The following is a 14824-nucleotide window of genomic DNA, read 5'->3' on the forward strand; positions in this document are numbered from 1 at the left end:
AGAAAGGGGAAAAAAAACAAAAAAAGAGTGATAGAGTGGTAAAGTGGTAGAGTGATAGGGTGGTAAGGTGATAAATGCGAAGCAAGAGTCCCCTATCACTTTATCACCTTACCACCCTATCACTTTATTCAATTTCTTCTTTTACAAGATTATATAACAACAGTTCAGCTTCCGATTCGGAATGTTCCATCTCTTCCACCCGACGACATACTTGGAAAGCATGTTCTTCGCTATGCTGCATGAACCGGCGAATGGCCGCCATAGCTGCATTGCGTACGTGGTAGGAACCGGAAATGAAAGCACAAACTGCCTGGTCGAGAAATTCGTTCGCAGTACGTTCATTCATATCCCCCTTCTTCATCAGCAAGCGGGCAATGGTGAGAAAACCGCACGTCTGTACATACTCCCGCTCATCGGCAATCCATTGAAAAGACTTCGCAGGAGCATAAGGAAGATGCTGGAACAGATTCATAGAAGTAAGTTCCGCTATTTCAATATTCTGAATATTTTCCACCCAGATATCAGCAATCTCCGGAAAGAAGCTGTCTACCGGCTGCAACAGCCCTGCCAGAATCTTACATTCACGGATATCCTCTTTCCATAAGGCTTGCGCCAATGAGTGATCTTTTTCATATTCTCCGGCAATTGCCTTGATACGGGGAAGTTCTACACCGAAATTCAACTTGTAGACCAGTCCCTTTTCACGCATACTTTGAGACACAGCCCCGTTCATAGAGAGGCGGAGCTGTGTCTTTATTTCTTTCAGTTGTTCATGTAAATCCACAAAACAATGATTTATAGTTAATTATTAATAGAAGGCAGATTCGAATAATCCTTACTGTAACGCAACATTTGTTCCGCATAACCTTCGTCATAAGTCACCTTTACATCGGTTATCTTACCGGCTGCATCTACCACTGCTTCATATTTCGGATTTACAAATCCCTTGTACGGAGCCAGATTCAGTTTCTTATAACGTTCCAGAACTTCAGCATGCAAAGCCGGATCTACCTTCACTGCATAGTTTTCCACCAAATCATGCGCACCTTGATAGTCGCCTGTTGATTTGATACGTTGGATTTCGGACAGTAATTCACCGAAGAGTGCACGCAATTTTTCGTAATCGTTCACTACTACATAAGTCTTACCATCTTTCTTCACCAGTTCTACTACTTTATCCGCCGCACCTTTCTCAAACACCCAGCGGGCAATGAGCTGACGATTACGCATGTGGGCTTCTTCCACATTATTACCCGGTTCAATGCGAACCAACTGTGTCATCAGACCGTTCATCAGATAAGTATAATATTCTGCTTTGTAAGCATCTACATTGGGTGTCAGCCCCAATTCTACCAACTTAGGATCAGCTACATAATACAGACCGAACAAGTCCGCACGTGCTTCCTCAATCGTGGAGCCATAAGCTTTCAAAGCATCCGGATCAACTCCCGGAAGCAACTTTCCGGAACCATGTCCCAGACATTCATGCAAGTCCGTATGAAGTTCACCAGTCAGATCGGCATATTTATCTATCAACTGCAATTCGGCATCGCTATACACAAATTCTTCATTGAATCCGTTGCCATGAGCAGCCTTATTATATGCATCCGTAATATTACCGATAGTCACAGATTTAGAACCATGATGGCTGCGTATCCAGTTGGAGTTAGGCAAATTGATACCGATAGCCGTTGCCGGATAAAGGTCACCAGCCAGAATAGCAGCAGTAATCACCTTGGCGGAAACACCTTTCACTTCATCTTTTTTGAATTGTTTATCTACCGGAGAGTGATCTTCAAACCATTGCGCATTGCCACTGATAATCTCAGTACGATGCGTAGCTTCCATATCCTTAAAGTTCACCAATGATTCCCAGCTTGCCTTCATACCCAACGGATCACCATAGCTTTCAGTAAATCCATTCACAAAGTCCACAAGGGAATTCAAATCTTTCACCCAAAGGATAGCATATTCATCAAAAGTCTTCAAATCACCAGTCTCATAAAACTTTATCAGTTCGGCAATCACGGCCTTCTGTTCCGGATTTTCAGCTACGCCTTCCGCTTTCTTCAGCCAATATACAATCTTATCAATAGCCTGTCCGTACAGACCACCCACTTTCCAGACCTTTTCCTGAATCTTGCCGTTTTCCTTCACCAGACGACTGTTCAGACCGTAAGAAACAGGCGTTTCATCTTTCGGGTCTTTCATTGCATTATAAAAGTCTTCAGCTTCTTTCTGCGTCACACCGTCATAATAGTTACAAGCAGAAGTCAACACTAAGTCCTCTCCTGCTGCCTGGTTCACGCGCTTCGGCATTACAGTCGGATCGAAAATAACCGGAGACAGCTCATCGCATAATTGCTCTACGGTTTGTCCTTCAGCCAGCGGCAATGTAGAGGCATCTACACTCAGCACAGCCTCTTTGAAAAATTCAGGAGCAAAACCAGGCACGAATTTCTCAGAGCCATAATGGTGGTGAATGCCATTAGAGAACCACACACGTTTAAGGTACACTTCCATCGCCTTAAAATCAGGTGTATTTTTGTCACCTTTATATCCTGTATAAACTGCTTCCAACGTTCTACGAATGCGCAGGTTATATTTTCCATTCTGATCGAAGAGAATGTCACGGCCCTGCAAAGCAGCTTCCGTAAGGTAATACACCAGCTCTTTCTGTTGGAGCGACAAGTTCTCGAAACCGGGAACCCGGTAACGTAATATTTGTAAGTCTGCAAATTGTTCCACTGTATAATCAAATTTATCTGCCTCGGCAGTTGTTGTTTTCGAGCCGCTACAAGCTGTCAGCAATGCAAAAGCGGCACATGCTATTAGTTGTTTCTTCATGTGTCGGGAGATATGTGAGTTGGTATTTAGAAAAGACGAAAAGGAAGTATTCCGAAACAGTTGCTCCGGAATATTTCCTTTTTATACATTGTTCTACGCAGAATTACTGTTTTTTATCTGCGTGTTTTTTACGATATCCATTAGGAGTTTCACCTACATTTTTATAAAATGCAGCGTAAAAAGACTGACGGTTGGCAAAACCTACCATCGTGCTGATTTCTTCTACATTCTTGTCGGCATATCTCTTATCCGTCAATAAATGTTTTGCATCTTTTACTCTGTACTCATTCAACAGGCATGAATAGTTCATACCAAAACGAGAATTTACTACAGCGGACAAATAGCGAGTGTTGGTTTTCAACTCTTTCGCCAAATCTTTAGCCGAGTAATCGGGATCTTTATACTTCTTCTGCACAACTACGATATTCAATATCTTGTCATACAACTCATCTGCCAATTCCGGACGAATCAACGAGCGGTAAGCAGCATTCTTCTCTTTTTTCTCTCTCAGGTTATAAGGGCGCTTCTTAGTAGCCGCTTCCTGATTCTTGTTTTCTAAATCACTCATTTGAATTAACTGGTTAGGGTTTGTTAAAACATGAAAGCCCGAAGGATTTTCCTTTAGACTTTACAAAAGTCTGACATTTTTTTCTAATACGCAACTTTTATCGTACATATTTTTGACCTATAAACAACGAAAAAGGTTGAAAAGTAGTATTTGAGCCGATTTAATAAGAAACTTTAACCTTTACAAAAGGGCTTATGATATAAAATGAATACGTTTATCAGCTTGTTTTATATACAATAATTAATGTACCTTTGCAGGATAAAACTTTATCAGCTAAAATGATACAAACGCTTAAACGATATTTTGGTTACGATAGTTTCCGACCTTTACAGGAAGAGATTATCCGCACAGTACTGGATGGAAGAGATTCACTGGTATTGATGCCTACTGGAGGTGGAAAGTCCATTTGTTACCAGCTTCCGGCCCTGTTATGCGAAGGAACTGCCGTAGTAGTTTCCCCTTTGATTTCCCTGATGAAAGATCAGGTGGAATCACTTTGTGCCAACGGTGTCGCCGCGGGTGCTCTGAACAGCAGTAATGACGAGACTGAAAATGCCGTTCTACGTCGTGCCTGTATGGAAGGGAGCCTGAAATTACTCTACATTTCGCCTGAGAAATTAATAGCCGAAGCCAACTATCTTTTAAGAGATATGCATATCTCATTATTTGCCATCGATGAAGCACATTGCATTTCACAATGGGGACATGATTTTCGTCCGGAATATGCACAAATGGGATTCATACGCGAGATGTTTCCCAATATTCCGGTCATAGCTCTTACAGCTACAGCAGATAAAATTACACGTGAGGATATTGTACGGCAGTTACACCTCAACCAGCCGAAGGTTTTTATCTCTTCTTTCGACCGTCCCAACCTGAGCCTTACCGTAAAACGGGGATACCAACAAAAAGAAAAAAGCAAAGCTATCCTGGATTTCATAGGTCGCCATCGTGGTGAAAGCGGTATCATCTATTGTATGAGTCGCAGTAAAACGGAGACAGTGGCACAGATGCTGCAAAAGCAAGGGTTACGTGTGGCAGTCTATCATGCCGGATTATCCTCCGTACGGAGAGATGAAGCACAGGACGATTTCATCAACGACCGTGTACAAATAGTTTGTGCCACGATTGCTTTCGGTATGGGAATCGACAAAAGTAACGTGCGCTGGGTTATCCATTACAATCTTCCTAAAAGTATAGAAAGTTTTTACCAGGAGATTGGGCGTGCAGGACGGGATGGACTACCAAGCGACACCCTCTTGTTTTATTCTCTGGCCGACCTTATTCTATTAACCAAGTTTGCGACGGAAAGCGGTCAGCAAGGCATCAATCTGGAGAAGTTACAACGTATGCAACAATATGCAGAAGCAGATGTTTGCCGGCGTCGCATCCTGTTGAGTTATTTCGGAGAGACCACTACAGAGGATTGTGGAAACTGCGATGTCTGCAAAAATCCTCCCCAGCGTTTCGACGGAACTGTTATTGTACAAAAAGCTTTAAGCGCTATTGTCCGTACGGAACAGCAGATTGGCACGAGTATTCTTGTAGATATCTTACGCGGAAATAATACTCCGGATGTATCGGAGAAAGGATATCAGCAACTGAAAACGTTCGGTGCCGGACGTGAAGTTCCTGCCCGTGACTGGCAGGACTACTTGCTGCAAATGTTACAATTGGGGTATTTTGAAATAGCATACAACGAAAACAACCATCTGAAAATAACAAGCAGCGGTAGTGATGTCCTCTTCGGACGGGCACAAGCACGGTTGGCAGTAATCCGGCGTGAAGAGTCCGCACCCGCCAAAGGGAGAAAGAAAAAATCAACGATTCCGGTCAGAGAGCTACCATTGGGGTTACCGAACACGGAAAGCGAAGAACTTTTCGAAGCTCTGCGTGCATTACGGAAACGGCTTGCAGACCAGGAAGCGCTACCAGCTTATATTGTACTGTCCGACAAGGTATTGCATTTACTCAGCACCGCCCGCCCTACTACAATGGAAGCATTCGGTAATATTAGCGGAATCGGTGAATATAAAAAGAAGAAATACGGAAAGGATTTTGTCGAGTTAATCAAGAAATACGTTTAATAACCCATCTGCAGAATTTCTTATGCTATAAATGATAATTCAGTTTTCATCCGCAGATAACACAGATTACACAGATTTTTATTTCTTTTAAATCTGCGTCATCTGTGTTATCTGCGGATGAAAAATAATATACTAAAGATATAAACCACTTATCATTTACATTGCTGTAGCAATCCTCTGAGATCCGCCTGCGGCACTCCAAGAGACATTGCTTTCTCAAAATCCTGCTTTGCCAAATTTTTCTTCTTCTGGAACAGATAGATTTGTCCGCGCATCAGATAGGCTTCCGTTTGCGAAGGATTCAGTTTCAAAGCTTCTTCCAAGTCAATCATTGCCAGATCGACATGCTGCATATCCTGTTCTATTCCTGCACGTGCTACGTATAAGGCTGCATCCTGCGGATCTTCTACCAGCATCTTATTCAATATCTCCAAGGCTTTTTGTAAATTTCCGTCTTTCTGCTCCAAAGTAGCAAGTCCTAAACGGGCATTATAATTTTGAGGATCGAGCTTCAGTAATCGTTCATAATCTGCCCGGGCAAACTTGAGATCGCGCTGGGTCACATAAATATAGGCACGCATCAGGAGTGCTTCCCGGTTATCCTTTTCCATATCCAGCACTAAAGAATAGTCTACACGTGCCTGCTCATTCCGTCCCATTTCAAGATTCAGTGTGGCACGATTCAAGAGAATGGGAACTGCCCGTGGAGCAATGTTCAAGGCATACGTGTAGGATTCTAAAGCCTGATCATAATCCCGTTGTCGACGTTGAATAGTACCGAGATTAGAAAACAATAAGGCATTATGCGGATTAGCAGGTTCCAGTTTCAAAGCCTGGCGGATATAATTTTCCGCCTGTGCCAGACTATCTTGTTCAGTACAAGCAATGGCACGGTCCGAAAGTTCCTGATAGGTTTGGGCAAACACAGGAGATACACCTATTATATATATAAGGAAAGAGAGAATAGACTTCTTCATTTTTAATTTATTTAAAGATTATGTTTCAAGACAGGGAATCATTTGTTTCATTACTTGAAACGGTTAGTTTCATCGCTTGAAATTGTTTGTTCCACAACGAGGAAACACTTATTTCCAAATACGCAACGAAGCATTTAATAAGAATTACTAATCCAGCGGATAAGTCTCGAATGCAAACAACTCCGTAGACAGATAACGCTCTCCCGTATCAGGCAGAAGAACTACAATCTTCTTATCCGCAAGCTCCGGACGTTGTGCCAGCAAACGCGCTGCATATACAGCTGCACCGGAAGATATGCCCGCCAGTAATCCTTCGGTAGACGCCAACTCACGTCCGCCACGAATTGCTTCATCATCGGGCACAGGAAACACTTCATCTACAACAGAGGCATCATAAATAGCAGGAATAAAATTGGCTCCGATTCCCTGAATACGATGTGGCCCTTCCACTCCGCCTTCTAATACAGGAGAAGATTCCGGTTCTACGGCAACAATATACACATTCGGATTATGTTTTTTCAAGGCACGTGCCACCCCGCAGATGGTTCCGCCTGTTCCCACTCCGGCAATAAACACATCCACTTTTCCGTCTGTATCCGTCCAGATTTCTTCACCTGTAGTGAGCGTATGAATCTGTGCGTTAGAAGGATTTTCAAATTGTTGAAGGATGACCGAACCGGGAATAGACGCCCTCAACTCCTGCGCTTTTGCAATGGACCCTGCCATACCGGCCAATCCATCTGTCAGTACAATTTCAGCACCCAGTGCTTTCAGCAGATTACGACGCTCTATACTCATGGTTTCGGGCATCGTGAGCATCAGGTGATATCCTTTGATTGTAGCAACCATCGCCAGTCCTACACCGGTATTTCCACTGGTAGGCTCTATAATCGTCGCACCGGGCTTCAGTGCTCCGCGCGCTTCTGCATCTTCAATCATAGCAAGCGCCACACGATCCTTCACACTCCCAGCCGGATTGAACGCTTCCAACTTTGCGATAATATTCTGTTTCAGTCCATATTTACGACTGTATTCCGCTAATTCCATTAAAGGCGTATGCCCTATTAATTCCGTCAGGTTCTTTGCTATTTTTGCCATAATCATAAAAATTAAGAGGCTGTATCAAAATCTCTGATACAGCCTCACAAAGGTAGAAAAAATCTTGTTGTTCCTTTATTTCCTTAATAAAGATTAGCTACGTTTGATATAATCTACCACCCATGCTCCTACTTCTTTGGTACCATATTTCGCACCACCTTCCACCTGAATTTCCGGTGTACGAACGTTAGCATCCAAAGAAGCATCTACAGCTTTGCGAATCAATGCGCCTTCTTCCAGCAAATTGAAATATTCGAATAACATCGCAGCCGAAAGAATTTGCGCCAACGGGTTAGCAATATTCAAACCTTTAGCTTGTGGCCATGAACCGTGGATCGGTTCGAATACAGGAGTGCTTTCGCCTGTAGAAGCCGAAGGAAGCAATCCCATAGAGCCACTGATTACAGAACCTTCATCCGTAAGGATATCACCGAATGTATTCTCGGTAACCATTACATCAAAGAATTTAGGCTCCTGAATCATCTTCATGGCTGCATTGTCCACGAACATATAGTCCGTAATCACTTCAGGATATTGCGGTGCCATTTCCTGGGCAATCTGTCTCCACAGGCGTGAAGATGCGAGCACATTGGCTTTATCTACCACCGTGAGGTGCTTATTGCGTTTCATGGCATACTCGAAACCAACTTTCAGAATACGTTCAATCTCCGGACGAGTGTACATATTGGTATCATACGCTTTGTCGTTGTCCTGATACTTCTCGCCGAAATACATACCGCCGGTCAGTTCGCGGATACAAAGAAAATCTGCACCATCTACCAGTTCTGCACGAAGCGGTGATTTATGGAGCAGACATTTGAAAGTTTGTACCGGACGGATATTGGCAAACAATCCCAGTTTCTTACGCATAGCCAGCAGACCCTGTTCGGGACGTACTTTGGCAGTAGGATCATTGTCGAATTTCGGGTCACCTACAGCCGAGAACAAAACAGCATCCGCGTTTTTACAAACTTCATAAGTAGCTTCGGGGAACGGATCTCCCACTTTGTCGATAGCATCTGCACCGCAGATGGCATATTCGTAGTTTACTTTATGTCCGAACTTCTCACATACGGCGGTCATTACGTCCACACCTACGGTGGAAATCTCCGGGCCAATGCCGTCACCGGCTAATACTGCAATTTTAAAATCCATTGTTTTCTTTATTTTTTAGGTATTCTTCTATTTTCTTCTGATTCACAAAATTTTTGCGACGATAACGGTCGCCCCACACAAAACCCGCTGTTAGTATAAGGGTATTGATAGCAGAGATGAAATATTCGTCCGCACTCAACTCCCTATCCTTCCAACGCAGAAAGAGATTGAAAGCAAAGAGCAAGACTGCATACAGCGCATAACACACCTTCGGATGATTTTCAAAGAATGATTTCTTTTTCTCAGCGGGGTTCATTATTCTGATTTTTTAAGTTCATAGTCATCCTCAATGATATTCAGCATCTTCATTGTTGCCTTAATCGCTGCCTCCGTCTGGTCGGCATCCAGTCCGCGTGTACGGAACACCGTGCCGTCATAGCTCCAGGTAATCACAGTCTGCACAAAAGCATCGGTACGCCCACCGGGAGGGATGGTTACGGCATAGTTTGTCAACATGGGGAATTTGCGTCCCAACGTCACTTTATAAATCTTACGCAGAGCACGTACAAAAGCATCATACTGACCGTCACCGCTGGAACTTTCTTCAAACTCCTGTCCGTTGATTTCAATCTTCAGCGTAGCCATCGGCTTCAGACCGTAAGCAAGGTTCACGATGTATGTCTTCAGCTTCACTTTCTCATTCATCACTCCGTGCTTTAGTACATCCGAAACGATATAAGGCAAATCTTCTTGGGTAACCAGTTCTTTCTTGTCACCCAACTCGATAATCCGTTCCGTCACCTTACGCATGGAATCCTCATCCAGCGTCAGTCCCAGATCTTCCAGATTCTTACGGATGTTCGCCTTACCACTGTTCTTACCCAGTGCATACTCCCGCTTACGTCCGAAACGCTCGGGTAACAGGTCGTTGCAATAAAGGTTACTCTTATTGTCTCCATCGGCATGTACCCCCGCTACCTGCGTGAACACATTTTCACCTACAATCGGTTTATTGGCGGGTATGGCAATACCGGAATAAGATTCAACCACCCGGCTGACTTCATTCAAACGACCTTCGTCAATGTTAGTGATAGCATTGAAATGATCTTTCAGAATAGCCTGCACACTGGACAACGGTGCATTACCGGCACGTTCGCCCAGACCGTTGATCGTGGTATGAAGTCCCTTCGCACCACTCAGCACGGCAGCCAGCACATTGCTCACTGCCAGGTCGTAGTCATTATGCGGATGGAAATCGAAGTGAGCATGCGGATAGCGCTTCACCATCTTCCGCATATATTCGATGACCTGCAAAGGATTCAGCACACCCAATGTATCAGGCAACATATACCGTTTGATATTCGTGTGCATCAGTGCATCCACCATCTGGAAGACATACTCTGGAGAATCTTTCATCCCGTTGCTCCAGTCTTCCAGGTAAATATTCACCTCCATATCCTGCTCATTGGCATAATTCACTACGCCAATAATATCCTCGATATGTTCTTCAGGGGTCTTTCTCAACTGACATGTGCAATGCTTCAGCGAACCTTTGCACAGAAGATTAATGACGCGGCAGCCGGTAGCGTGTATCCAGTCTACCGACGTATACCCGTCTACGAAACCCAACACCTCCACCCGGGGCAATAAATTACGCCGCGCCGCCCAGTCACATATCATCTTGACTGCGTCGAACTCACCGTCCGAAACCCGTGCCGAAGCTACTTCCACCCTGTCTACTTTCAGTTCTTCCAGTAGCAGACGGGCTATCATCAGCTTTTCATGGGGGACGAACGACACACCGCTGGTTTGCTCACCGTCGCGGAGCGTAGTGTCCATGATTTCTATTTGGGGCTGTCTATACTTCATTTTTTATTTTCCCACGCTTCTATTTTATCTTTATTCTCTACCAGGAAATCGATGTCATCCAGGCCATTCATCAGGCAATGTTTCTTGTAAGCATTGATTTCGAAAGTCTCACTTTTACCTGTTGCCTTGTTGGTGATTGTCTGTTCCGGCAGGTTCACCACTACCTCCGTTTTCGGATCGGCGGCAATGGAATCAAACAATTCTTTCAGGAACGGTTCGCTCACCACTACAGGCAATACGAAATTATTCAGTTCATTATTCTTGTGGATATCTGCAAAGAAACTGCTGACCACCACGCGGAAACCATAATCTGCAATGGCCCATGCCGCATGCTCGCGGCTACTGCCCGAACCGAAGTTCTTTCCGGCTACAAGCACCTGTCCGCTATAGGTCGGATCGTTCAGAACGAAAGAGTCGATTTTGTTTCCTTGTTTGTCATACCGCCAGTCGCGGAACAGATTCTCTCCGAAGCCCTCTTTAGTCGTAGCTTTCAGAAAACGTGCAGGAATGATCTGGTCTGTATCTACATTCTCCAACGGGAGAGGCACACAAGTACTGGTGATGATATTGAATTTCTGTTTCATTGTTTCTTATCTTTGATTTTGAAATACTTATTATTAATGACTTCTACCGGGAGGACTGAAATTACATCAGTTCTCTCGGGTCCGTAATCACTCCCGTCACTGCTGCCGCAGCTGCTACCAGCGGACTGGCAAGTAATGTGCGTGAACCCGGTCCCTGACGACCTTCAAAATTACGGTTACTTGTAGAAACCGCATACATTCCGGCAGGCACCTTATCATCATTCATTGCCAGACAAGCCGAACATCCCGGCTGGCGGATAGCAAAACCTGCTTCCTCCAATACCTTATCCAGACCTTCTTCACGAATCTGTGCATCTACCATCCACGAACCGGGTACCAACCAGGCAACCACATGTTCTGCCTTCTTACGGCCTTTCACTAACGAGGCGAAAGCACGGAAATCTTCAATACGTCCATTCGTACAAGCACCCAAAAACACATAATCTATCTTCTTGCCCAATACTCCCTCACCGGGTTGGAAGCCCATATAATTCATTGATTTCAGGAATGAAGCTTTTGCAGCCTCTCCCATTCCGTCAGTCGTAGGAATGTGCTGCGTGATGCCCATACCCATACCCGGATTTGTTCCGTATGTAATCATCGGTTCGATATCTGCCGCATCAAAATGCACTTCTTTATCAAACGTAGCATTCTCATCGCTCTTCAGCGTCTTCCAGTATGCCAATGCTTTCTCCCATTCCTCACCTGCCGGAGCATATTCGCGACCTTTAATATATTCAAATGTCACTTCATCTGGTGCCACCATACCACCACGTGCACCCATTTCTATACTCAGGTTGCACAGTGTCAGGCGTCCTTCCATAGTCAGACTGCGCACTGCTTCTCCGGCATATTCCACAAAATAACCAGTTGCACCGCTCGTTGTCATTTTAGACATCATATAAAGAGCAATATCTTTTGCCGTCACACCTTTACCCAATTTTCCGTCCACTGTGATGCGCATTGTCTTGGGGCGTGTCTGCAAGATACATTGTGAAGCCATTACCATTTCGACCTCACTTGTACCGATACCAAAAGCTACTGCTCCCATCGCACCGTGCGTTGAAGTATGCGAGTCACCACATACAATCGTCATTCCCGGCAATGTCAAGCCTCTTTCCGGACCTACCACATGGATGATACCATTCTTCTTATGCAACATGCCGAAATGTGTCAATCCAAAATCTTCCGCATTCTTGGCCAGTGTATCCACCTGTGTTTTGGAGATCGGATCTTCAATCGGCTTGTCCTGATCGTGGGTCGGCGTATTATGGTCGGGCATACAAACAATCTTTTCCGGACGGAAACATTGGATACCGCGTGCGCGCATTCCCGCAAAAGCCTGCGGACTGGTTACTTCATGACAATAAAGGCGATCTATATATAACTGTGTGGGACCATCTTCCACTTGCTGAACCACGTGGGCATCCCAGATTTTATCAAATAATGTATTCATCAGATTTATTACGATTTTACAATTTATAATTGAGGTTAGTCTTATGATTTGAACTTATTGATACAATCGATATAAGCTTCTACCGATGCGGCAATAATATCCGTATTCGCACCGAAACCATAATAAATATGATTGTCATATTCCACCTGCATGTGTACCTTACCCATATCGTCACTACCTTTGCTGATAGCCTGGATCGTAAATTCCTTCAGTGTCATATGGCGGTCAATGATCTTCTTTAAAGCCTTTATCGCTGCATCTACCGGACCGTTTCCACTAGCAGCCGCTTCAAACTTTTCACCGGAGATATTCAGTCCCAGACTAGCAACCGAACGTACACCTACTCCACTGGTCACTTGCAGATATTCCAGTTTCACGCGGTGGTTCTGTGTGCGGTCTGCACCGGCAAGCACCAGGATATCATCATCATTAATATCCTTCTTCTTATCCGCCAATTTCAGGAAAGCTTCATATACCTTGTCCAGTTGTTCCTGTTCAAGATCCACGCCTAATACCTGCAAACGATTCTTCAAAGCAGCACGTCCGCTACGGGCAGTCAATACGATAGAATTATCGTCGATACCCACATCGTGCGGGTCGATAATTTCGTAAGTCTGCACATTCTTCAACACACCATCTTGATGAATACCCGATGAGTGTGCAAAGGCATTACGACCTACGATAGCCTTGTTAGGCTGCACCGGCATGTTCATCAAGCTTGAAACCATGCGGCTTGTCGGATAAATCTTCTGGGTATTGATGTTCGTTTCAATTTCAATATCTTTATGGCATTTGATAATCATAGCCACTTCCTCAAGCGAAGTATTACCTGCGCGTTCACCGATACCATTGATAGTAACCTCTACCTGGCGGGCACCATTCAGTACACCAGCCATCGTATTTGCAGTAGCCATTCCCAAGTCATTATGACAGTGCGTAGAAAGAATCGCTTTCTCAATACCACTCACATGCTCCATTAAATACTTGATCTTCGCTCCATATTCATCCGGCAGACAGTAACCGGTCGTATCCGGAATGTTCACTACTGTAGCACCCGCTTTAATTACAGCTTCCACCACACGAGCCAGATATTCATTGTCCGTACGACCTGCATCTTCTGCATAGAACTCCACATCATCCACGTAACGGCGGGCATACTTCACAGCAGCTACTGCACGCTCGATGATTTCCTCACGATTGGAATTGAATTTATATTTGATATGCGAGTCCGATGTACCGATACCTGTATGAATACGTTTGTGCTTGGCAAACTTCAGAGCATCTGCAGCTACATCTATATCTTTTTGTACCGCACGGGTCAATGCGCAAATAGTAGGCCATGTCACCGCTTTGGATATTTCAATAACAGAGTTGAAATCTCCCGGACTGGAAATCGGGAATCCAGCTTCAATAACATCCACGCCCAGCAGTTCCAGTGCCTTTGCTACCTGAATCTTTTCCACTGTGTTCAATTGGCATCCCGGGACCTGCTCGCCATCGCGGAGCGTTGTGTCAAAAATAAATAACTTGTCACTCATTTCTTATAGTTTTTTATAAATTATTACCATTAAAAAAAGCCTTTCGCACTTGGAAGTGAGAAAGGCTTTCGAATATCCTAATCGTTACATATATTCACGCACAGCACTCACTTCCACTAAACCTTGCCAGTAGAATAATAATACCACACAGTAGAATATATGTAAAGTTCTGTATCATTTTTATCTTCTTGTTTTTATTATGACGGTGCAAAGGTATAGATAATTTTGTAGCATACAAACAAATTCGTAACTTTTTTCTCTAAAAAAACATCATTTTATAAGTTTGCTATCAAATAACTCTATAAAGTATAACAAAAAAGGGACATACTTGAACGTATGCCCCTTTTTTATATGATCCTATGTGATAAGAATTACTTCTTGTCGCAAGCTTTATCACATTCTTTTTTCTCTTTGCAGCAAGCTTTTGTGCTATCGCAAGCAGCAGAATCTGCCTTGCAGCAAGCTTTTGTTGAATCACATGCCTGTACTTCTTCTACAACTTCAACTTCAGTAGCTTCTACTTCAGTATTAGCTGCCTTTTTGTTACCACAAGAAGTCACGGCGAAAGAAAATGCAACTGCAACAGCTGCCAAAAATAACTTTGTCTTCATCTCTAATTTTGCTTTAAACATTAATAATAAATAGTGCGGCGCAAATATAAGCAAAAAATTAGAATTATACAAATACAAAAAGCCCCCATATCTT

13 protein-coding genes are annotated in these 14824 nt (G+C 43.9%); 1 reads left to right on the plus strand and 12 read right to left on the minus strand.

The annotated features are described in order from the left end of the window. Positions 1 to 124: 124 nt before the first annotated feature. From BWI44_RS06585 to BWI44_RS06595, 3 genes are all read right to left on the minus strand, one after another. The gene (locus BWI44_RS06585) at positions 125 to 784 is read right to left on the minus strand and encodes a DNA alkylation repair protein (RefSeq protein ID WP_118477137.1); all 660 of its coding nucleotides are present in this window, start codon (positions 782 to 784) and stop codon (positions 125 to 127) included. Positions 785 to 801: 17 nt separating this feature from the next. After that, a complete protein-coding gene (locus BWI44_RS06590) occupies positions 802 to 2847 on the minus strand; it encodes a dipeptidyl-peptidase 3 family protein (RefSeq protein WP_195208279.1) in 2046 nt (681 codons plus the stop codon). A 103-nt stretch (positions 2848 to 2950) separates the two neighbouring features. After that, complete coding sequence (locus tag BWI44_RS06595) at positions 2951 to 3415, minus strand: helix-turn-helix domain-containing protein (RefSeq protein ID WP_007214984.1); 465 nt, start codon at positions 3413 to 3415, stop codon at positions 2951 to 2953. 278 nt (positions 3416 to 3693) lie between these two features. On the opposite strand from BWI44_RS06595, the gene recQ reads away from it, so the two are divergent. Further along, positions 3694 to 5502 carry a DNA helicase RecQ gene (gene recQ / locus BWI44_RS06600; protein WP_195208280.1) on the plus strand — a complete coding sequence of 603 codons (1809 nt, stop codon included), beginning with the start codon at positions 3694 to 3696 and terminating at the stop codon, positions 5500 to 5502. A 152-nt stretch (positions 5503 to 5654) separates the two neighbouring features. On the opposite strand, the gene BWI44_RS06605 is transcribed toward recQ, so the two are convergent. From BWI44_RS06605 to BWI44_RS06645, 9 genes are all read right to left on the minus strand, one after another. Further along, positions 5655 to 6479: a tetratricopeptide repeat protein gene (locus BWI44_RS06605; protein ID WP_286812268.1), complete on the minus strand. Its 825-nt coding sequence runs from the start codon at positions 6477 to 6479 to the stop codon at positions 5655 to 5657. A gap of 147 nt (positions 6480 to 6626) precedes the next feature. Continuing rightward, positions 6627 to 7577, minus strand: coding sequence for a cysteine synthase A (cysK, locus tag BWI44_RS06610; RefSeq protein ID WP_195208282.1), 951 nt, complete (start codon positions 7575 to 7577; stop codon positions 6627 to 6629). Positions 7578 to 7670: 93 nt separating this feature from the next. Continuing rightward, positions 7671 to 8732 (minus strand): 3-isopropylmalate dehydrogenase, encoded by a 1062-nt coding sequence (leuB, locus tag BWI44_RS06615; protein ID WP_044532022.1) that lies wholly within the window; start codon positions 8730 to 8732, stop codon positions 7671 to 7673. Further along, a complete protein-coding gene (locus BWI44_RS06620; protein WP_044532023.1) occupies positions 8722 to 8988 on the minus strand; it encodes a hypothetical protein in 267 nt (88 codons plus the stop codon). Before BWI44_RS06620 ends, leuB begins: the two co-directional genes overlap by 11 nt. Then, entirely contained in the window at positions 8988 to 10541 is a 1554-nt protein-coding gene (locus tag BWI44_RS06625; protein ID WP_007664507.1) for a hydroxymethylglutaryl-CoA lyase-like TIM-barrel protein, read from the minus strand. The genes BWI44_RS06620 and BWI44_RS06625 overlap by 1 nt, the downstream gene beginning before the upstream one ends. Next, positions 10538 to 11125: a 3-isopropylmalate dehydratase small subunit gene (leuD, locus tag BWI44_RS06630; protein WP_007217260.1), complete on the minus strand. Its 588-nt coding sequence runs from the start codon at positions 11123 to 11125 to the stop codon at positions 10538 to 10540. The genes BWI44_RS06625 and leuD overlap by 4 nt, the downstream gene beginning before the upstream one ends. Before the next feature lie 61 nt (positions 11126 to 11186). Continuing rightward, complete coding sequence (leuC, locus tag BWI44_RS06635) at positions 11187 to 12581, minus strand: 3-isopropylmalate dehydratase large subunit (protein ID WP_007664508.1); 1395 nt, start codon at positions 12579 to 12581, stop codon at positions 11187 to 11189. A gap of 41 nt (positions 12582 to 12622) precedes the next feature. Further along, entirely contained in the window at positions 12623 to 14119 is a 1497-nt protein-coding gene (locus BWI44_RS06640; RefSeq protein ID WP_007664509.1) for a 2-isopropylmalate synthase, read from the minus strand. A gap of 371 nt (positions 14120 to 14490) precedes the next feature. Beyond that, positions 14491 to 14730: a hypothetical protein gene (locus BWI44_RS06645; RefSeq protein WP_022208084.1), complete on the minus strand. Its 240-nt coding sequence runs from the start codon at positions 14728 to 14730 to the stop codon at positions 14491 to 14493. Positions 14731 to 14824: the final 94 nt, after the last annotated feature.

Origin of the sequence: Bacteroides sp. Phil13 (assembly GCF_001940965.1) — a bacterium.
Taxonomy (GTDB): domain Bacteria; phylum Bacteroidota; class Bacteroidia; order Bacteroidales; family Bacteroidaceae; genus Bacteroides; species Bacteroides intestinalis.

Bases quoted from the DNA above. Each gene is read 5' to 3' on its own strand.
- leuB (WP_044532022.1), bottom strand. From the start codon at position 8,732: ATGGATTTTAAAATTGCAGTATTAGCCGGTGACGGCATTGGCCCGGAG.
- BWI44_RS06645 (WP_022208084.1), bottom strand. From the start codon at position 14,730: ATGAAGACAAAGTTATTTTTGGCAGCTGTTGCAGTTGCATTTTCTTTC.
- BWI44_RS06590 (WP_195208279.1), bottom strand. From the start codon at position 2,847: ATGAAGAAACAACTAATAGCATGTGCCGCTTTTGCATTGCTGACAGCT.
- leuC (WP_007664508.1), bottom strand. From the start codon at position 12,581: ATGAATACATTATTTGATAAAATCTGGGATGCCCACGTGGTTCAGCAA.
- leuD (WP_007217260.1), bottom strand. From the start codon at position 11,125: ATGAAACAGAAATTCAATATCATCACCAGTACTTGTGTGCCTCTCCCG.
- cysK (WP_195208282.1), bottom strand. From the start codon at position 7,577: ATGGCAAAAATAGCAAAGAACCTGACGGAATTAATAGGGCATACGCCT.
- BWI44_RS06620 (WP_044532023.1), bottom strand. From the start codon at position 8,988: ATGAACCCCGCTGAGAAAAAGAAATCATTCTTTGAAAATCATCCGAAG.
- BWI44_RS06595 (WP_007214984.1), bottom strand. From the start codon at position 3,415: ATGAGTGATTTAGAAAACAAGAATCAGGAAGCGGCTACTAAGAAGCGC.
- BWI44_RS06640 (WP_007664509.1), bottom strand. From the start codon at position 14,119: ATGAGTGACAAGTTATTTATTTTTGACACAACGCTCCGCGATGGCGAG.
- BWI44_RS06605 (WP_286812268.1), bottom strand. From the start codon at position 6,479: ATGAAGAAGTCTATTCTCTCTTTCCTTATATATATAATAGGTGTATCT.
- BWI44_RS06625 (WP_007664507.1), bottom strand. From the start codon at position 10,541: ATGAAGTATAGACAGCCCCAAATAGAAATCATGGACACTACGCTCCGC.
- recQ (WP_195208280.1), top strand. From the start codon at position 3,694: ATGATACAAACGCTTAAACGATATTTTGGTTACGATAGTTTCCGACCT.